Source organism: Acinetobacter sp. ANC 4779, assembly GCF_004331055.1.
Lineage (GTDB): Bacteria > Pseudomonadota > Gammaproteobacteria > Pseudomonadales > Moraxellaceae > Acinetobacter.
Map to the genome: position 1 here is coordinate 14,281 of NZ_SJNU01000004.1, position 18,424 is coordinate 32,704.

The 18,424-nt window shown below is 39.5% G+C and carries 18 protein-coding genes; 6 read left to right on the forward strand and 12 right to left on the reverse strand.

Annotated features, from left to right (window positions below):
• The first annotated feature begins 299 nt into the window (after positions 1 to 299).
• Positions 300 to 740 (forward strand): DUF2147 domain-containing protein, encoded by a 441-nt coding sequence (locus E0H80_RS06080; protein ID WP_131364089.1) that lies wholly within the window; start codon positions 300 to 302, stop codon positions 738 to 740.
• A gap of 63 nt (positions 741 to 803) precedes the next feature.
• Here the strand turns inward: E0H80_RS06080 and E0H80_RS06085 are convergent, their stop codons facing one another.
• The 5 genes from E0H80_RS06085 to E0H80_RS06105 all read right to left on the reverse strand — a co-directional run bounded on the left by E0H80_RS06085 (position 804) and on the right by E0H80_RS06105 (position 6,664).
• Positions 804 to 1,928, reverse strand: a complete 1,125-nt coding sequence (locus E0H80_RS06085; protein WP_131364091.1) for an FAD-dependent monooxygenase — start codon at positions 1,926 to 1,928, stop codon at positions 804 to 806.
• 110 nt (positions 1,929 to 2,038) lie between these two features.
• Positions 2,039 to 3,379, reverse strand: coding sequence for an MFS transporter (locus tag E0H80_RS06090; RefSeq protein WP_213073397.1), 1,341 nt, complete (start codon positions 3,377 to 3,379; stop codon positions 2,039 to 2,041).
• A gap of 167 nt (positions 3,380 to 3,546) precedes the next feature.
• Positions 3,547 to 4,761 carry a multidrug effflux MFS transporter gene (locus E0H80_RS06095; protein ID WP_131364093.1) on the reverse strand — a complete coding sequence of 405 codons (1,215 nt, stop codon included), beginning with the start codon at positions 4,759 to 4,761 and terminating at the stop codon, positions 3,547 to 3,549.
• 75 nt (positions 4,762 to 4,836) lie between these two features.
• A complete protein-coding gene (locus E0H80_RS06100; RefSeq protein WP_228259955.1) occupies positions 4,837 to 5,637 on the reverse strand; it encodes an SDR family oxidoreductase in 801 nt (266 codons plus the stop codon).
• A gap of 52 nt (positions 5,638 to 5,689) precedes the next feature.
• Positions 5,690 to 6,664, reverse strand: a complete 975-nt coding sequence (locus tag E0H80_RS06105) for a SphA family protein (RefSeq protein WP_131364095.1) — start codon at positions 6,662 to 6,664, stop codon at positions 5,690 to 5,692.
• 722 nt (positions 6,665 to 7,386) lie between these two features.
• Here E0H80_RS06105 and E0H80_RS06110 point away from each other — a divergent pair.
• Both E0H80_RS06110 and E0H80_RS06115 read left to right on the forward strand, forming a co-directional pair.
• Positions 7,387 to 7,824 carry a hypothetical protein gene (locus E0H80_RS06110; protein ID WP_131364097.1) on the forward strand — a complete coding sequence of 146 codons (438 nt, stop codon included), beginning with the start codon at positions 7,387 to 7,389 and terminating at the stop codon, positions 7,822 to 7,824.
• Between the two features lie 16 nt (positions 7,825 to 7,840).
• The gene (locus E0H80_RS06115; protein ID WP_131364099.1) at positions 7,841 to 8,770 is read left to right on the forward strand and encodes a hypothetical protein; all 930 of its coding nucleotides are present in this window, start codon (positions 7,841 to 7,843) and stop codon (positions 8,768 to 8,770) included.
• A gap of 604 nt (positions 8,771 to 9,374) precedes the next feature.
• Here E0H80_RS06115 and E0H80_RS16800 read toward each other — a convergent pair.
• The 3 genes from E0H80_RS16800 to E0H80_RS16810 all read right to left on the reverse strand — a co-directional run bounded on the left by E0H80_RS16800 (position 9,375) and on the right by E0H80_RS16810 (position 10,234).
• Positions 9,375 to 9,617 (reverse strand): hypothetical protein, encoded by a 243-nt coding sequence (locus E0H80_RS16800; RefSeq protein WP_165494284.1) that lies wholly within the window; start codon positions 9,615 to 9,617, stop codon positions 9,375 to 9,377.
• Between the two features lie 8 nt (positions 9,618 to 9,625).
• On the reverse strand, positions 9,626 to 9,937 hold the full coding sequence (locus E0H80_RS16805; RefSeq protein ID WP_228259956.1) for a hypothetical protein: 312 nt from the start codon (positions 9,935 to 9,937) through the stop codon (positions 9,626 to 9,628).
• Between the two features lie 72 nt (positions 9,938 to 10,009).
• A complete protein-coding gene (locus tag E0H80_RS16810) occupies positions 10,010 to 10,234 on the reverse strand; it encodes a hypothetical protein (RefSeq protein ID WP_228259957.1) in 225 nt (74 codons plus the stop codon).
• Positions 10,235 to 10,693: 459 nt separating this feature from the next.
• On the opposite strand from E0H80_RS16810, the gene E0H80_RS06125 reads away from it, so the two are divergent.
• Positions 10,694 to 12,682, forward strand: coding sequence for an acyltransferase family protein (locus E0H80_RS06125; protein ID WP_131364101.1), 1,989 nt, complete (start codon positions 10,694 to 10,696; stop codon positions 12,680 to 12,682).
• 73 nt (positions 12,683 to 12,755) lie between these two features.
• Here E0H80_RS06125 and E0H80_RS06130 read toward each other — a convergent pair whose 3' ends face one another.
• The 3 genes from E0H80_RS06130 to E0H80_RS06140 are packed head-to-tail and all read right to left on the reverse strand — an operon-like array spanning position 12,756 to position 13,914.
• Positions 12,756 to 13,337: a lysozyme gene (locus E0H80_RS06130; protein WP_131364103.1), complete on the reverse strand. Its 582-nt coding sequence runs from the start codon at positions 13,335 to 13,337 to the stop codon at positions 12,756 to 12,758.
• The gene (locus tag E0H80_RS06135; RefSeq protein ID WP_131364105.1) at positions 13,334 to 13,543 is read right to left on the reverse strand and encodes a hypothetical protein; all 210 of its coding nucleotides are present in this window, start codon (positions 13,541 to 13,543) and stop codon (positions 13,334 to 13,336) included. Before E0H80_RS06135 ends, E0H80_RS06130 begins: the two co-directional genes overlap by 4 nt.
• Positions 13,540 to 13,914, reverse strand: coding sequence for a hypothetical protein (locus tag E0H80_RS06140; RefSeq protein WP_131364107.1), 375 nt, complete (start codon positions 13,912 to 13,914; stop codon positions 13,540 to 13,542). The genes E0H80_RS06135 and E0H80_RS06140 overlap by 4 nt, the downstream gene beginning before the upstream one ends.
• Positions 13,915 to 14,244: 330 nt before the next feature.
• Here E0H80_RS06140 and E0H80_RS06150 point away from each other — a divergent pair, with 330 nt between their 5' ends.
• Positions 14,245 to 15,201, forward strand: a complete 957-nt coding sequence (locus tag E0H80_RS06150) for a right-handed parallel beta-helix repeat-containing protein (RefSeq protein ID WP_131364111.1) — start codon at positions 14,245 to 14,247, stop codon at positions 15,199 to 15,201.
• A 26-nt stretch (positions 15,202 to 15,227) separates the two neighbouring features.
• A complete protein-coding gene (locus tag E0H80_RS06155; protein ID WP_131364113.1) occupies positions 15,228 to 16,193 on the forward strand; it encodes an EpsG family protein in 966 nt (321 codons plus the stop codon).
• A 24-nt stretch (positions 16,194 to 16,217) separates the two neighbouring features.
• Here E0H80_RS06155 and E0H80_RS06160 read toward each other — a convergent pair whose 3' ends face one another.
• Positions 16,218 to 18,371: a hypothetical protein gene (locus tag E0H80_RS06160; RefSeq protein ID WP_131364115.1), complete on the reverse strand. Its 2,154-nt coding sequence runs from the start codon at positions 18,369 to 18,371 to the stop codon at positions 16,218 to 16,220.
• Between the last annotated feature and the right edge of the window lie 53 nt (positions 18,372 to 18,424).

The window sequence follows — 18,424 nt, forward strand, 5'->3', positions numbered from 1 at the left end:
TTAGTGTTTATTTCGTTTTGGTCAGGTTTTCCATGAGCCTGACTTTTTTATTTTCAACTTAAAAAAGCTAAAATACTGCGATTTTCTATAAAAGCAAAAGCTAAATCTCACTATCTAAATATTTGATAACTGATATCTTTTCCAATAAAAAGTTTTAAGCCTTTTGGCACTTGCCCCACCTATCTGTATATTTTATATTCAATACGCTTCATTATACTAAGCTACTATTTTTTAATATATTTTTAAATTTAGCCCTTGGTTAATGAAGCCATACTTCATTTTAAGTTTAAGGAACAACCATGGAACTGAAAGGGATATTCAGCGCAGGATGTATTGTGCTCTGTTCTGCTGCACTATATGCCAAACCCACTTTAGATTTAACGGGAAACTGGAGAGTTATTGATGACAAAAGCGGCTTCACTTTGGTGAAAGTTAAAATCAGCAAAAATAGCAATTCTTTATACAATGGACATATTATCGAAGCATTTAATGCGCCCAATGTGCCGACACAGAATTTGAGCTCACTGAAAGGCTTTCACTTATTATTTGATTTAAAACCAGACCCAAATGATCCTTATAAATTTATCTCTGGGCAAGTGTTTGATCCTGCGGCTCAGCAGCGCTATAACATTAATGGCAAAGTCAGCCGCAATGGCAATACCCTGATTCTGCGCAGCCCTTCCGATGCAGAAAAAGCTAGCCGTAAATTGTCATGGATCAGAATTCGTAATAGCAATTAATTATAGCGCATAAAAAAAGCCTGTTTGATCCAGGCTTTTTTTATGCTTAATCATTAAATATTTTTATAAATATGCACTGGTCACCTGCTCAAAGCCCTTTGCCAACAACATACTTCGTTCAAGCATCGAACCACCTTCAATTTCCATACGGCCAATTTCACCCGATGTTTCAACCACAAACTGCGCACGTGCCAAGCGTTTTTGCATAAACTGCTCGAATACAGTTTCTAAATCATTCCCATATTCATCTAACAGTTTTGCCAAGACAATGGCATCTTCAACAGCCAATCCCGCACCTGAACCTAAATGCGGTGTTGTGGCATGTACAGCATCGCCAATGAGAATCGTTGAACCACGATGCCAGTTACTGTTCACCATCACACGCTCTAAAGGACGGTAAATAATCGGGGTATTTTCATCAATTGAGTCAATATAAGGTTTCAGCACAGCTTCAAACTCGTGCAGCAATTCTTTCGCCATTTTCGGTAATACTTCAGGTTCACGCCATACTTGGTCTTTGGGTACACACTCCATCATGTACATATACATTTGTGTTGGGCTACAAGGGTTAAAGCCTACTTTTATTTTTTCAGACTGGAACATCCGTCCACGGACAATATCCTCTGGACGGTCAAACTGCAAACGCCAGCACGCTTGCCCAGTATACTCAGGCGCTGCCAATTCTGGCATAAGCAATTGACGCAGTTTAGAAAAGACCCCATCTGCGCCAATCACCAAATCATAATGCGCAGTCCGGCCACTTTCAAATTGCACAAAACTGCCGTGTTCTAAAGTACTTTGCAGACTCGCAACACTGTCTCCAAGAAAAACAGGAATATCGAGGGAACGAACCTTAGAAGATAAAATGTCATGCAGTACAGGACGCAAAATTGCTCCCTCAGATGGGAAATCATCGGCAATTACACGCTTGGAGAGCACGGTGCGGATAAAATTGCCGTTTTGATCATAAATATCAACGCCATCATGTACAAAACCTTGCGCAGCAATTTCATCTTGCACCCCTAAATCACAGAGCGCACGTAAGGTCAGCACAGAAAGTGTTAAACCTGTGCCTAAAGCTTTCCAGTCTTCTGTTTTTTCAACCAGTTCGATGTCATGGTTGGACTGCTTGAGTTTAATGGCTGCCGCCATACCGCCAATACCGCCGCCTAAAACCAATATTTTCATATTCAATTCCTTGAGTGTGTTCCTGTTTAGCGCTGCCTGCGCTGTTTTTCATAAATAATAGCTGAATGATCCTTTCGTTCAGCCAGTCAAACCTAATGACCTTAAAAGCATTATTCTTTTGCAAAACCTGCAGAAGTATCTCTGTCTTCCGCTACATTTTCAGCAATATTTTTAATCAGCATACAAACGGTCATAATCACTGCCGGTATGGCCAATAGCATAAAAATTTGCGTCCAAGTCATGTTGTTATTCGCCATATAGCCCATGCACATGGTGCCGGCAACTGCGCCAAAACGGCCAATGCCGCACATCCATGACACACCCGTAGTTCTGGCTTCAGTCGGATAGAACTTCGCTGCCAAAACTGGCAAAGAAGACTGGGCGGTATTTTGAAGCGTTCCAGCACTGATCATCAGTACAATAAACACAGTTAAAGACCAATGTACTGCTGGGCCAATCATCGCGATACATATCGCTGTAAAAAAAGTGCATGCGGCAATCACATAATTGCCGTTAAAGCGGTCCATCAACCAGCCATTCAGCATGGCCCCTACACCGCCCAATGCGAACAGGCCCGCTACAATCGGGCCTAAATGAGCAGGCATGCCCGCTTCTTTAAACAGCAACGGCATCCAGTTGATAATGCCGTAGAAAATCATCAAACCTGAAAAAAAGCAGGTCCATAAACTCAGCGTGCCCACGACATATTTAGCTGAAAATACGGTTTTCATCGCCTTGAATATGGAAGTACTGCAACTGCTGTGTTCCAGCTGAAAAAGATGTTGATTTGCCGATGGATTTATTTTGCCTAAGATCTGTTGAATGTGCTGTTCTTTTCCTTTTTTTAGCAATAGATAGCGCACTGATTCTGGCAAAAGTATCAGCATAAATATCATCAAAATAAAAGGCATTATCCCGCTGATCAGCAACATGCTTTCCCAACCAAAGTGCGGAATAATATAAGCAGCCACAAAACCACCAACTGCTGCACCAATTGGAAAACCGCAATACATGGTATTGACGATAAAGGCCCGTTTATGTACAGGACAATATTCTGAGAGCAGTGTTACGGCGTTGGGCAAAGCCGCGCCTAAACCTAAGCCGGTAATAAAGCGCAGTATTTCCAGCTGGATCATATTTTCTGCAAAACTGGATAGAATGCAGCCGACAGAAAAAATAAACACGGACACCAGTAATAATGTTTTGCGTCCAAACTTATCTGCTAATGGACCTAGAATGATTGCACCGATGGCAGCGCCAATGAGTGCAGCGCTGAGAAGCGGGATAATATCGGCCTTGCTGATGTGCCATTCACGGATTAAATCCGGGGCAATATAGCCCATGACTGCGGTATCCATACCGTCAAAAAAAGCCACCAAAAACATCATGGCAAAAATTAGGCTTTGAAAACCTGACCATTTTTGCTGATCCAAAAAAGTTTGTATGTGCATCTTTCTATCCTTATTGTATGCAGTGCAAACATCCATTTCTCGGTTCAGCATAGCCTAACCCTGTATCTATAATGATGAGTCAAGCTGGATATTAGATATATTTAAAATAGATAACATAGGTGAAAAAAAGCCGCCTTTAAAAGGCGGCAAACCAAGGAAACTGGGGTTTATGCAGCAGGCTGCATATTAAAAAATCGCTTCGCCGCGCGAATGGAAACATTGGTACAAAATACAAAAATCAGCATGGCTATGCTCAAATTCAGGAGCGCTGACCCAGGCAGGAAATTCAGCAATATTCCGCTGAGCAAGCCAAAGAAAAATTGCAGCCCGCCCATCAAGGCGCTAGCCGAACCGGCCTGTCTACCTTGCTGTGACATTGCCAGAGCTGTCGAGTTCGGTGCAGTCAGGCCAATGCCTGCAACAGCTAAAAACAAACCGGCTAATACCAATGGCAGACTTGCTTGCGGCAGTAATGCAGCAATGAACAGTAACAACACGCCAAAAATTTGCACCATACCACCCATACCCAATCGTTGCAGCACAGAATATTTATGTTCCAGCTTATGATTCATGGCAGACAAAAACATAGTCCCCACTGCATTCAAACCAAAAGCATAAGCAAATTGCTGTTCATTCAAATGATAGCTGTCCATTAACACTGTCGATGCTGCATTGATATAACAGAACAATACACCAAAACTGAAACAGCCAGCGAGCATGGGAAAACGGTAGCTTGGATCCTGATAAATTCTTATATACAGCTGGAATACTTGCTTGAAGGAGAGCTTTAAACGCCGATCTGCCGCTAAGGTTTCTTTGAAACCGAAAATCACCCAGACCAGACTAATTACACCTAATAGTGATAGAGCAATAAAAATAGCATCCCAATGGAAAAACAGCAGCAGCCAAGCACCTAAGGTCGGCGCGATCACAGGCGCAACTCCCATCACAATCATCATACTGGCAAAGGCCTTGGCAGCAGAGTTGGTATCCAGCACATCACGAATGGCAGCTCGGGCTAATACCAAGCCCACACAACTTCCTAAAGCTTGTAATACACGAACAATCAGCAATGTCTGCAAATCATCTGCATATATGCACAATATACTGGCAACAATATGCAGGCTAAGACCAAAAATCAGCGGTATTTTCCGGCCTATGCGGTCACTAATCGGGCCATAAATGAGTTGTCCAATGGCAAGCCCAAAAAAGTAAGCTGGCAATGAGCTTGATACCAAGAGTGTTGAAACTGAAAATTCTTTTGCCATGTCCGGTAATGCTGGCAAATACATGTCTGTGGATAGCGGCGCAATTGCTGTTAATAGCGCCAAAAGTAAAATCCAACTCAGGCTATATTTTTGTGCAGTCACAGCTTGTGTCATGCGGTATATCCTTTTTTTGGCAGCACCGATCCATGGACCTGTTTGCAAGATCCTAGAATATTGTTGTTTTGCGTTTTAGTGAGTAAGTACAGCTCGATTCAACAAGCCTTGATCTGCCACAATAGTCTGCCCGGTCATGACCTTATTCTGCTTTGAAGCTAAAAATGCATACAACGCACCATAGTCTTCTGCATCAGGCAATTCCTGCAGCAAACTAATAGACTGGAATAAATTTAAAAAAGCGTCTTTCGGAATATCGGATTGTTTTTGATGTTCTAGATTCAGGGCTTTCGGGCCTTTGAGCTGGCTATTGCCAATAGCGGCGGGTGCCACACCATTTACGCGTATTTCAGGCGAAAACTCAAATGCAAGCTGCTGAATCAAGCTTCGGATTGCGCCCTTGGTGGCTGTATACACTGCACCACCGCCATCTGCAGCATAGGCAGCTGTAGACGTCGTAAAGACCATTGCACCATGATTTTCCTTTAATACATCTGCAAAAACATGCGCAGTCAGTAAATAGCCTTTTACATTGACGTTAAATAATTCATCAAATAATTGATCTAAATGTTGAATCTCCATGCTTGCTATAGGCAAGTTGCCATCAAAAATACCTTGCGCCCCTATCACCGCATCAAGCCTATGATATTTACTTAAGATTTCTTTCTTACACTGGACAAGATCAGTCGCTTTAGTCACATCACAACGTAAAATCAAATCGTCCTGATCGAATTTTTGAGCTATCTCATTAAGTTTTTCTACTGCAACATCTGTCACAATAACTTTAGCACCTTGTTTTTTACAATATTGTGCAATACCCAAACCGAGACCAGAGCCTGCTCCCGTCACCAAAACGACATGATCCTGTAACAACATGCTTTTTCCTTTAATAAAAGAGCTGCTTCAAATCAGCTCTTTAAATCCAATTTTAAAATTCAGCAGGGATATTTGCTGGTTTTGGTTTATTTTTCATAAAAACGGGTACAGAAATATTTAAGGCAAAGCGCCCATCATTACTGACGGCATTTTGAGTTTCGATATCTTTAGACCAACTCAACCCAACAAATAAACCGCGACCGAAGTCTTTCAATACTTGAACACCCAGCCCCATTTGTCGTGCTTTACCACTGGTTGTACCATAATAAGCCGTACCGTTATTTTCATCACTGGTGACTTGCTCACGTATATAGCCAATTGGACCCACCTGCAAGCCTGGGTAAATAAAATCAACTTTTTTCAGCACTGTAGCATCAAAAAACAATTCATCCCCAGAGTCATATTTAGTCTCATCATTTTCAAAATTATAAAAATAATGTGATTCTAATGAAATGTTCCAATTCTGATTCATTAAACTATAACCAACACGAGGGTTAAGTGACCAATATTCGCCACTAGTATTGGTGCCTCCTAAACTCCACGAACCTGTTGTGGTAATTGCTCCCAAACCTGCACTGACAAATTGTCCGGGACTTAATGTCCATGAAATATCTGCAAAATGTACATCAATATTGGCAATATTATTATTCGAATGTGTCCCCACCTCTCCAAGCATTGGATTGCTAATCTCTTCTTCTGCCATGATAAATGGAATTGCCAACCAAGCACGATAGTCGCCACCTAATACTTGGAATCCAGGCGTATAAATAAAAATTGATGTCGATGCCGGTGCATTCAATTTCAATCCCATGTTATCGCCATTATCATCCTTGAGTTGCCCATTTAAGTGTTTAGTTGAGCTGGTATAATATAAACCCGGCGGTAAGGAAACACTTAAAGGAATACCCATGGTATTACCTGCTGGCGCTTGTGGTGCTGCCCCCGGCTCTAAAGCCATAACCGTTTGAGAAATACATAAAGATAAAAAACTCAAAGCACAAGTATAATTCAGATATTGTTTTAACATTGCCTACTCCATTAGGACTGTTTATTCCAATACCTAAACTATTGAAATGAACGCAATGAAGTCACCAAAAAACAATGAAAGCAGTTATGAAATTTATAGATACCGTACTGCTTTGAAGAAATTTCAAATTACATGCCCAAGCCCTTCAATTTAAGCGGGTTAAAATTATAGATCAGCTAATAAAGCTATTTACCCTTTATGATAAGTAAAATTATCATTAGTTATAGTATTTATAAATTAGCTAAGCTTTCTAGCTATTATGGAAACGAATATTTAATTTTCTTCGCCTTTATAAATATGGGAGAAGTTATTATCTGCTCAATGTAGCAATAGGGGACCCATCCAAATAGCAGCAAACTTTTTTCACACAGATCATAAAAAAATACAATATGACTAAAAACCATAGAGATTTCATTTATCAAAAAACATTATTTTTTAAGTACTTATAAAAATAAAACCAATTTAGCTTATATCAAATAGTTTAAGAAATCTCTGTTCTTTCAACAAAAACCCACCCCTTTATTCCCAAGTTTTTGATCATACGTTCGTAAAGTACATTTCGCTTTTATCATAGAGATATCGCATAAAAATAATAAGAAATCTCTATGAAAAGAAAGTTACCCACTTCGACAATTACCTCGAGATTATCCAAAGAAAAAACTCTTGAGCTGATAAAAATAGCGAAAGGCCTTGATCTTTGTCTCCATGAAGTGACCAAAGCCATGCCATCCTTGCTCCCTGTTCATCCAGGCATCAAATCATTCACTACAGTTCGGAAGAAGATTCTAAGTCAAGGAGAAAAACTGGAGTGTGAGGATATCCATGTTCAGCTGACTCGAGAATTTGTCACCCTATTAGTACAGTCTAAAATTGACATTGATCAGATCCTCCCAAACAGACTGCTGATGCTGTGCAATCAGTACCTCAGCAAGAGTTTTATTTATGATTTGAACTGTCGTACATACGACAAACCTCATGTTTCCATGTCGATGCAGCTACTCGCCAGAATTCTTGGTTGTACACGCAACCAGCTTAACTATCGCCAGCATCAAGTCGATCAAGCCTTTAAGACTCAATTCTCCGCCCTTCAAGCCAAATGTGAAGCGTTAAAGCATACTCAAATTGAAGCTTCAATGTTTTGGAGGACTGAACATGCATGATTCTCTAAGATACCTCATGAAAAACCTGCTTGCTTCAGAAAACGTATTGGAAACCTTTCAGTATGTTGGCGCTTACTTCCTGTCGCAAACCCCATTGCTAGATGGCCTTCGACTGTTGCAACCGGATTCGGATTCCGGTCCATCACTAGAAATTCTCGAGCTTCATTTACCCAGACCGAAACCGCACCTGACCAAGCAACCGATCAGCAGTTATCTATATTGTTTAAAGGACTTAAAATCAGATCATCCTGCCTATCAATGGGGGGTCAATACCCTCTTTGCACTAACGATCTTAAACAATATCAGGGTAGCTGTTTTATCTGACCATCAGAGTACGATACTGACCTTAGTCAATCGTTTCCGTTTGGCTTCACAAGCCTTGATCAAATCAGAACAGCATAAGAAGTTATCCAAATATGACAGGTTATATTTATGGCTGTGGGAGCAGTTACCTCAATTCAATACTTCCCTTGGAGCTTTTCTTCAACAGCTCTGTGATTTGGAACAATCTGGCAAATTAACCACATTCCAGTTTAACCTGATCCGGGATATCAGACGGGCCTACAGCTATGTACTCAACCAGGCCTCGAAAAAGTCAGGACATGACAACGCAACACATAAACGTTTTGAGCAATATGCAGTAGATGATTCAGATAGTCTTGTCGTGATCCAGGAGCTACCCACATCTGAGCAAGTCAGGTCTCTGCAGTACGAAGCATTATCCGATCATCCAGAGCTGCAACACGTTCAAATTGATACTGATGCGGTTTCACCCCTCTGTAAACAATCCAGGTGGGTTCAACAGCAATCTGTCAAATTGATGCAGCAGCACATTGTTCGACTGCAGCATCGTTTTAGCAGTAGCAATCATTATCCTGACCTGGAATCTATACGCCTGTTGATTACGCATTGTAATTACAATACATTTTCAATGTTACCGATATGATTTCAAACCCATAAAATTCGAGGGAATTAGAATTTTAGGCATTAAAAAAGCCCGATCAAATTAATAATCAGGCTCATGTTGTTTAATTTGGTATTACTTTTTCTCTTTCAAACAATTCCGACACACTTCAACTTCTTCATCATCAACCGTGTAGTCGATCTCAGTCGCACCATGTAGGCCGAATAAGCAGAATAGGAATTGGAGCATTACTTTTCTCCATGCAAAAAAAGCCCACTTCAGCAGTAGATTGATGTGGGCTTAAACTAAGAACCTTGGAGGGTCATTCAGAAACTACAGCTGTTTCTAGCAGCAATCATGCATCCTTGTTCGTGAATTTTTTGTGAAAAATTAAAACAAACCGGTATTGCATAAATTACTCCTAATTAGAATCTGGGTGGCGGCATCCGATTTCAAACCACTTGATTAAAGGAAGCCGCCATAGGTGCCCTGATATTGCTTACACAGAACATTTCTCAGGGCATAAAAAGGATGTGATGATCTGCCACACCCTTGCCTTAGATTACGATATTGACCAGCTCGGCAACTGATCTACCGCTACTCACAATCACACAAACCTAACATGCACGGTCTGCTTCACTTGCTTTCAATCCTTTTGGGTCAGGGTGCCAAATCCCACTTTTTCCTTTCTGCGCTCCCACATTAACCGGAAAGCATTCTCAGACTGTGGAATTAATTTATCCCCGTCGTGATCGATCAGATCCAACAAAGCTAAAGCCTTTTTTGTCAGTGGCACATTACGAGCATCGCCATTTTTTATTTTAGGTAAATGCACATGCCGATCATAAATTTCTGACATGGCAATGCCAAGGGTTTCACCACGGCGCATTGCTGTCTCTAAAGCGAACAGAAATGCCCATGCAACGTAGTGTTCTGGCAAGATGGGGTCTGCCCTTCACGATAATTCAACCCCTCTAAAATGAGCTGAATCTCTTCATCACGAATACGGCGATTACGCGCTTTAAGTTTGGCAGGCTTCTTAATGCCCATCCATGGATTGCTATCTAATAGAAATAGTTCTTTTACTGCATAGCTGAAAACTGATGAGTACAGTGCAATCTCACGAAGCACTGTATTTGCTCCAACCTGTTTTAAACGTTTATTACACCAGGCAGTTAAATGCTTTGGCGTAATGTCATGGATAGGCATATCTCCCAGTGCACCAAATTTCTCATCAAACGGCGCTAATTGTTCTTTGACGTATTTGGATCCGCGAAGCTTTCAGCCCTGCTCGTCATAATATTTATGAAAAAGTGTTTTGAATGGAAAGTGATGCTTTACACCTGAATCTTCGGCAAGTTGATTTGCTTTTGCCTCAAGCATTTTTTGAGCTGCCCATTGCTCACATTCTTTTGCAGTATCACGAGTTGCAGATGAGCGCTTACCGTTAATCATCAATTCAATGTAATAGGCCGAACCGCGTTTTCTAGGCTTAGGTAATTTCATGACGTAATTTCTAAAATTCTTGACGTAAATTTAACGGCAATAACTGCATAAAATACCGATTTTGCAGAATGTAAGGTTTAGAGCAAACTTTACGACAGGCAATAAAAAAGGGTTTTAAGCTACTGTTTTCGCTTAAAACCCTTATAACATACCGCTTTGAATTTTGGTAGGTATAAGCAGACTCGAACTGCTGACCTCTACGATGTCAAAGTAATATCAATTATTACAAATCAGTAGTTTATACCCTATTGACACAAATCAGACACAATAATCAAGTTATCCACAAGTTTTGAAATCCTCGTGTAAGTCTATTTTATCAGGTATTTAATAATATCAAAGATAAATTAAAAAACGACCAGCTTTTTAATTTATGAAAGAGATAAATATAAAAAATATAAATTATGCAATCTAGAGCGTTAAAAGAATAAAATACATTATTTTCACTCTTCCACTATTTTTATGAGTATTGCCTACAGACCAGATATCGATGGCCTTCGTGCCATTGCGGTATCACTGGTCATTTTCAATCATTTGGGCTGGTCACTATTTTCTGGCGGTTATATTGGGGTAGACATCTTCTTTGTCATTTCAGGTTATCTCATCACTATTATTTTGACACGCGATATCCAATCCCAACAATTTTCAATGGCACGGTTCTATAAAAAACGTGTGGTTCGTTTGGCACCTGCTTATTTTACTGTACTCGCAGTTGTCAGTGTCGTTGCCTGGCATGTGATGCTGCCCGGTGAACTGACTGAATATTTTGAGAGTGTCATGTATGCCACTTTACTCATTGCGAATATCTATATGCGTAATGAAGTCGGGGATTACTTTAGCCCTAGCGTGGAAAATGTGCCGCTGCTACATTTATGGTCATTGGGGGTAGAAGAGCAGTTTTATATTTTCTGGCCTTTATTGTTGTGGATGTTTTTTGCCAAGTCATCACGTAAATATCTTTGGATGATGATTAGCATATTTATCATTGTTCTACTGTCATATGCCCAATACCAACTGGCTCAAAATCCAGCTAAGGCTTATTACAGCATGCCAGTACGTGCTTTTGAGTTGCTGCTGGGGGCATTGGTTACATGTTTACCACAACCAAAGCTGCCGAAAAAAATACTGCAAGGGCTAGTCTGGGTTGCGGTTATTATTCTATTTGTAGCAGCGGTTTATTTTGATAAACAGACACCATTTCCTGGTCTAATGGCACTAATTCCATGTTTGGCAACAGCAGTCATTATTTATTTTGGACAATCTGTACCTTCTAGCAATCTATTATTAAGTAATCAGTTTAGTACTTGGATTGGGAAAATTTCATATCCGCTGTATTTATGGCATTGGCCAATTATCGTGTTATTCGGCATTTACATGCTGCCATTAAATCTGGAAAATCAGATCATCATTATTCTGGTATCTCTTCTCTTGGCATATTTAACCTATATGTTGGTAGAAAAACCACTAAAACGATTTGTGATGGCAAAAAATTACAAAGTGATTATTTTAGGTTTCTTGTTACCTGCAATCGGTTTTATCACCGCTGCCCAGACCATCAAGAGCAATGACGGCTTTCCAGATCGGTTCCCACCGTCGGTTTATGCTAAACAGGAAGCATTGCATGCTTATGCACATGTGATCCGCAGTAAATGTATAGATACTGGAGACCCCAAAGTCTTACCTGACCTAAAGGATTGTGTATTGGGGCAACCTAAAGATGAAGTTGATTTCTTATTGATTGGTGATTCTCATGCCAACGCCTATACTGCGATGTTAGATGAGTGGGCAAAAGATGCTAGTCTGCGAGGCTACGACATTACCCAAAGTTCAACATTTTATCTACCTGGAGTGAAGAGGTTTATATTTAAGATGAATCACTGGGAGGAACTTTCCAAGTTCCAGGAACGTAATGATGCCATTACAGCTCATCTTGAAAATACGCATTATCCAATGATTATTATGGCTGGCTCCTATGCACCATATTTTAGTGGTGAAATCAAACTCAAAGATGGTGTTCATCAGAGCGGTGAAGATATCTTTAGAGTAGGCTTGCTGAAAGCTTTAGAAATTGCTCACCAGTCCAGCGATCAAGTGATTTTATTGAATGATGTGCCGCGTTTGGAATGGGATGGGATAACTTCCGACTGTAATATCCGTAATGAGATTCTAAATCGACATGCTCCATGCACGGTTTCGAAAGCGAGTTATGATAGGCATCTAAAGCCATTTAATCAGATTGTGGCTGAAGCCAAACTCAAATATCCGCAATTAAAAATTATTGATCCGACCAAGGTTATTTGTGACCAGCAGGTATGTAAAATTATGCTGAATAATGTGCCTTTATATCGCTTGAAAGATGACAATCATATTAATGATCAGGGTTCGCGACAGCTGGGAGTTGAATATTTGAAACAGTTTGGTAATCCCTTGAAAGATTTAACTGTAAATTAGTTCCTGAACTAAAAATCTATAGTTAGGAAATCAACGGCTGTGCAACCTGATAGCAGGAGGCACAGCAAAGCAATTAACTTGATTTTAAGAATAAAGCTTTTTCAACGGCTCGGCGATTGACCAGACCTTGCATCCGTTTCCCACTCGCATTTACCCATACCTCAAACTGATCGGCAGCACCTTTATAGTTTTCCTCATTTAGTCTTTTAACCAATGTTGAATTTTTAAAAGCAGTTGTACCGATGTTATAGGTTAGCGAAACAAGGGCATCAAATTGATTTTGAGTAAGTGGCACTCGCACAGCCTCATTCACGGTTTGCTCAAATGCTTTTAAATCGCTTTGCATACAAGCTTTGGCTTGCTCGAGTGTGCAACTATCCCCTTTTTTCACTCGTACGCCATCTGGATATTTTGTGGTGCCGAATCCGATGGTCCATATACCTACGCCATCATCATATGCTTCCAGCCTCAAGCCTTCAAAATTGCAGATCAGGTCTATTCCACTCGGACTGATATGCATTTCATCTATGGCAATGCCCAGCATGTCATTAAGGTCATCACAGGCAGTTGCAATCAATTTATCTGCAGCTTCAACCTGCTTTTGAGTGAGCTTTCCACCGCTAATCTTGCGCAAAAAATCAAAAATCTGTTTCATCGCTTATCCTCTTTATTGCTTTGATCAGAATTGCCAAAATAAAAACTCACTACAGCCCCACCCCAGCCAATGATTGAACCAAGTGCGATATTTACCAGATCACGATTTTTGTCCGGAATATCGATAAAGAACAGCCCAATGATAGATAGTACGGCAATACCTAATGCTAAAAAGGCTATATATGTTTTAGTCTGCTCACTGTTCATTTATAGCCCCTATAGTTTTGAACATCTGTTTCGAGTCGAGTAAGTTTTTCATTGAGTAATGAAGTGTCTTTCGAAAGCTGAATAATGGAAGAGCCTACCCAAAAGCAAGCGGCTAGAATGATTCCCCCACATGCACCCAGTAGATAGCGAAGCATTGAGATCCCGCCATCCTGAGATGCTGATTTTTTATCAAGTGCCAAAACCTTAATATCTAATGCATCAATCTCTTTCCTGTTTTGTTCACTTGTTTCTTTGTAGGCCTCATTGATAAAAGTTAATCGCGCTACATGATTGGATAACGTGTGAATATCGTTCTGCATGTTGTCAATTTTCTTTTCCACTCTGAGGCCATAGCTCTCATTTTCGGACATGCCGCCCCCTAAATTTTGGTAATAAAAAACCCTGATCTAATTAAAGATCAGGGTTTGGTGTGATTTGTTGGGTATCTCAACAATTTATAAATATGTTAATCTACCGCCTGTCTGCTCAGTTGTGATTTAAAAAACAATGCTTGAACTGCTTAAAAAAAATATTCCCCAAATTATTACTATCTTTGTCTCCGTATCATTTGCCTACTATGTTGAGTTGAGATTGAACAACCCCATTGATATTGGTCATTTTATAATTATGGCTGCGATCTATTCAGCACTGGGCTTGATTAGCTTAAAGCTTGGTATGCGATTTCCTAAGAAGAAAAAATAATGAATTTAAAAATAATATTTTTAGTTGCGGTTTGTGGCTTCACATCTAGCGCATGGGCCGATTTTGTTGAGAATACCGATATCACTTCTTATGTAAATCAACTTATTAAAAAACAAAAAGTAGTCTCTATCCCTGCTGGCACTTACAAAATTGATGCTAATAAATCAATCATCCCTAAAGATGGGAGTGAAATTAGGCTAACTCCTCAAACAAAACTTACCGTTATCCCTACTAAATACGGAAGCTATCGTGTTTTTCAAATCAAAAATGTCGACAATGTAAAGATCTTGGGTGGCTCCTTAATTGGAGACAAATATACTCATTTAGGAAATACCGGCGAATGGGGCATGGGAATCGAAATAAGAGATTCTAAAAATATTTCTGTCTCCGATATGAACATAGATAAGATGTGGGGTGATGCTATTTATGTAGGCACTAATGGGAAAAATGCTAATTACAATATCACTCTCAACAATATCCGTATGAATGATAATAGAAGACAAGGCCTAACCATTATTTCAGCAAATAAACTTATAGCTAGTAATATTAAAGCAACTAACACCAAAGGGGCAAAGCCGGCTAGTGGGATTGATATTGAGCCGAATAATGGTTCTATGATTTTAAAAGATATTGAATTAAAAAATATTGTAACTTCTGGGAATGCGGGTTCTGGTATTCAAATAGGGTTAAGTAGATACAACAACTCTACCTCACCTGTTTCAATATCTATTAGCAATCACCAAGACACCAAATCTCAATATGGAATTTTATTAGGGGCTATAAACAGCAAGGCTTTAGGGTCGGTAACACTTGATTCTTTAAATCATAGTTCAAACAGTTGCTTTAACTCATGGAGCAATAATAGATTTAAGGTTGCTGTTCATGGCTCAACCAGCATTTCGAAGTTGAAAAGCTGTATGGGTCACCTTAAAAACTCAAATATTTCTTTTAAATAGATAAACCCTTGGATTTGATCTAGAGCATGAACTTCTTAATACAAAAAAAAAGTATATATATCTTTTTTTTAGCACTAATTTCGACATTGGTACTTGTACTTATTCCGTGGGAGGATTTGCGCAGTTCTGCATATGTTGATAGAGCAAACTATGTTAGTTACATTGACTATAATCTCAATAAAACACTATGGTTTGACTACGACACTCTACTATCCAAGATAAGTTTTGAATGGGGATGGCATAAATTAATATTCATTGCGACCGAGCACGGCTTAAGTTCTGATAATATTTTTTATATTATTAGCTCATTAATACTATTCTTTTCCATAATTTTAGTCACAAGTAGGCATAACTACTATAGTTTTCTGTTTCTGATAAACCCTGTCTTTATTGATTTTTGTTTTTCACAAATGCGCCTTGCATTTACGATGTCATTAATTTACTTGGCTTATTTATTATTTAAACGTAATAATTATCTTTATATTCCAATTCTGATATGCACTCCTTTCATACATACTTCGGCAATTATCTTTTTAGGTATTTTCCTTATTGCCACAAAACTTGAACAATGGAAAAACCTTAACTTTCTTATAAAGAATACAATTGCTATTACTTTTGGCTTGATATTAGCCATAGTAACAGGACCTCTAATATCTCAAATTTTGGGGGGATTAGGTGATAGACGTGCTGAATATGAAGACATGTCATCTCCTGTCTTATACATGAGTTTTTGGGTAATCTATTTTGTCTACTTGGTTATAAAAGCCTATACAGAAAAGATTGAAAGAAACAATTATTTTTATATCAGCTTAATTATTTTGAGTATGGTTTTCTTTAATACGTTTCTTGCCGGCTATTCATCGAGATTCTTGGCCGCATGTTTCCCAATAATTATATTATCTATGCTGCAACTCCAATCTAAAGAAAAGAATCTTATAATCCTAGGTTATATAGCGTACACAGCAATATTGTGGTTCTTTTGGACAACATAGAAAAGAGGGCTTTAAGCCCTCTTTTTAATTACATGAATAAGTGTAGTTAAAGGTCACTGCTGTAGAAGCCACCGCTGCACCTGCCTGATCATAGAGTTCAAACATGACATTCCCTCCTGAAATAGAAACAACTCTCAGCCCCTGTCTTGACGTATTGGACGGGATTGTTGCATATGCGCTTCTAATTTGTGAACTCGCATGTTTTGGAACCACCACGACTACACGACCAGAGGCGTCAGTTGTTAATGCTGCAGATTGGTAAACTGTATCCGACCAACCTTTTAGACCTGTAAAATTGTTGCCAGTTGTGTTTGTACGGGTAACCGTCCCTGCCACCTCTCCAATAAACTTATTATCATTGTCTGTAACTGTTAGATTTCCACCGATACGGCCAATAATGGTGTTCCCAGACCCGGAGATAGTTACATTGCCGTCAGTTTGGATATTTATTATATTTCTCATTCCGGATATAGATAAACCCATAAGACACTCAGTAGCCACAACTTGAAGATTATTATAATTACCAGCTAGCGCAACGCCGGTTCCAGTTGCTCCATCAACAATGATTGACCCACCACCATAACTGCCATTTACGTTTGCCCCATTTCCCACTGCTTTGCTGACTTGCAAACCATAAGTATTATGCGAATAACGAAATTGCGCTGCGGTTTTCGCTGAGTTCTTGATAACCCCTTGATAGCTGTTAAATCCCTTACCAGTATATCCAGCAACCTCTTGAATACCTTGGTCGGTAAAAGCTGACCCATCTGCAAAAAATTGAAATTTATTGTGATTGCCCTGATCATTAAGAATCAACTGTCCGCACTTTTCTGAGGTAAATTGCAGGTTATTTAGTGTCGGGTTGTTTCCTAAAGCAGTTCCGGGAATGACCTGAACAGCGCGATCACACTCAGTAATAAAGTAGTTTATCTTTGAATTATATTTCGCGCTATTTTGTAGGGATATGCCAGTGCTCAGATTACAGATAAAAACATTTGTTCCGTTATTACCATGGCAAGGTGCGAATATGCCATCAGCAGGGTTTATTATATTATCGTAACCAGTCATACGGTCTCCAATGAAAACCCCCCTCGCTATAGGATTCATTATAAATAAATTATTTAAAGCGTTATAAGCTGAACCAATCTGCTCAATGCCCATATTTGTAGCTAACATAATAATATTTTCGACAGTATTAAACATACTTCTTCTTTCGGGTGCTGTTGCAGCATTTGTACCCAAGCTAACACCTAACTGCCCATCTAAGATTAAATTTCTTATATGGTTATATAGGCCGCCTTTTACTTTTACAGAAGCGTGATTATTGCCAGTTCCACCACTAAGACTCCCAGTTTTATCTTGCTTGATATTTAATCCATCAATAGTGACATTAGATGCTCCGTAATCTAACTCAACAACTATTGTTGATGGAGATGTTTGGTTAATCTTATGATTATTTGAGGTAATTGTTTTTCCAGATGCCAATAAGACTGGTGTTATTACAACTTCATCTTTATCAAAATCAACAGCGTTATATTTTGATAATGCATCAACTAAATTAGCAGCCCAGAGTTTCACACTTTTACGGTCACGAATATTAGTATTAATATCCGATTGTTTTTCATTAACCTGATATTGTGTTTCGCCTTTATGAACAACAAAAGAAGAATCCCACCCTTTATCTACAGCAATCTGAGCAAGGCGCTGCATCAAATAGTTGTAATACTCGTCAAGCTGACCTAGGGCTACGCCTTGCCGTTGCGCCTCTTCAATAAATTGATCTACAGCTACATCTACATCACTTGGACCAGTATCAGTCCAAGTTCCTGTAACCAGCATCACACCTTCAGCACTAGTGCGGCTCCAGCGCCAAATTTTACGTGTATCATCCGCACGTGCACGCATTTCAGATACGTTAGGTAAGCTAGCTTTTAATGCTGTTTCGGTTGAAAAGCCAGTATAAAAGCCTTTAGCAACCACCTCATCGGCTTTAGCATTTAGTGCAGCTACAGCAGCATCGGTCTTTTCTTCGCCTTCTTTTACAACAAGAGGTATTGATTTAAAAGAGTCTCCATAACGTGGAGTAATCACTTTTTCAGTATTGACTGCTTCCCCTGCATGCTTTACATCAATCTTTGCTTCAATCAGCTCTTGCTTGGTAATTACTTGATCAGCCATGCTTTACTCCAGGCATTAAAAAACCACCCGAAGGTGGCTGAATAAATAAATAT